The sequence below is a fragment of the Halomonas sp. 3F2F genome (assembly GCF_014897805.1).
Taxonomy (GTDB): domain Bacteria; phylum Pseudomonadota; class Gammaproteobacteria; order Pseudomonadales; family Halomonadaceae; genus Vreelandella.
Map to the genome: position 1 here is coordinate 1 of NZ_JABUZE010000187.1, position 1481 is coordinate 1481.

Genomic DNA, 1481 nt, shown 5'->3' on the forward strand with positions numbered 1-1481 from the left:
CCCGCCTTATTCACGAGGGCGCTGATTGAGCGGTCTGAAGGTACTGGCTGTTGGCATTGCTTATCAGGATTCGCATCTTCAGCGCGAGTGGCTGTTGAGTAATGCCAGAACGCAGCCCTTTTCCTACTTACTTATAGCTCTTTGGAATCAATGGCGGCCGTCCAAGCAGCCGTGATCGCCGACCGCCGCTCCGGTCGCTCGCTTTCTGATGCTGTGGTGGTCTCGCAGGAGCGTCAGCTCAGTGCGGTCAGCTTCGGCAACCCCTTCAGCAGCGTCGGCCACCACTTGTCGGCGGCGGCACCCAGATGAACGGTGATTCGCCGAGCGTGCAGCCTCAGCGTGGCGGCGACCTTCAGCACCTGCTCGCGCATCCGGCTGAGGCTCCAGCCTTGCCGGGTCTGCCGCTCCAGGAGGCAGCGCAGTCCATGCAAGACCTGGTAGGCGTAGAGACTCAGTAGCAGACTCACTTCGTTGCGGGCCATCACCTCTTGAACGGTGGAAGCGCCGCGGTCGGTCGAGGAGAGATGCACGTCGAGTGCTGATTTCACCTCGCCCATGTGCGCCTCGGCGCTGCCGCGCTTGCGATAGAGTGCTAGGACCTTCTCTGGCGGCCAGTCGAACTTGCTGAGGTTGGTGACCAGGAAGAAGGCATGCAGCAGCAGGTCATCGGGGCGTTCCTGCACCACCAGCACTACGCGCCGCGGTGCCGACCAGGAGCCGGCTTGGTACTCCAGATCGTGGCACCACTCGCGAGGCTGCTCGGGTGGCCGGCCGGGTGGCCGCTTCAGGAGCGGTGCTGCCAGCTTCTGTAGACCGGTGTGACTGCGCAACCGGCCCAGGTATTCGATCTCCCGATCCTCCAGGGCCTCCAGCGTCGCGTTATCGGTAAAACCGGCGTCGATGCGCACACGAACCTGTGCCCCGGTGCTCTCGTTGAGTCGTCGTACCAGATGCGGGATCCAGGTGTCGGCGTTCTCTGCCGGGCCGGCGTTGCCCTCGCGCAGCAGGCCGCCCACCATGTCGCCGGTCTCCGCCAACGATGCGACCAGCGGCGAGTAGATGCGGGCCCCGTAAAGGCCATGATAGGCCGACCCGCCCTGATGGCCATGCACCTCGATCGGCAGGCCATCGATGTCCAGCGTCAGCTGTTTGGGACGTTCACCGTTCTGCAGCGAGGTCAGGCGCCAGACCACCAGCCGCAACAGGCCTTCGTGCACGGCATCGATATTGTCGTTACGACCGAGGCAGCTCAGCAGCCGCGACAGCGTGGCTTGAGACGGCCGGTCCTGGACCAGGGGTGTCATGCCGCGTGCATCGCTGCAGGCCAACTGCCAAAGCGGGTCACGGCGCAGCGTGTCGGTATCGCTGAGATCGATCCAGCCCATCGCACGCTGCAGCACCAGGGTACGCAACTGGCTGGCCAGCGAATGACGGATGCGCAGCGGGTGGCGTCGATCGACCAGATTGTCTTCCAGCGCCTC

1 protein-coding gene is annotated in these 1481 nt (G+C 64.2%); it reads right to left on the bottom strand.

Features of this window, described 5'->3' with window-relative positions; all coding sequences use genetic code 11:
- Window positions 1-233: 233 nt before the first annotated feature.
- Window positions 234-1481, bottom strand: a 1248-nt coding sequence (locus INT21_RS19035; RefSeq protein ID WP_193085589.1) for an IS1380-like element ISPsp9 family transposase, incomplete at its 5' end; no start/stop codon positions are given.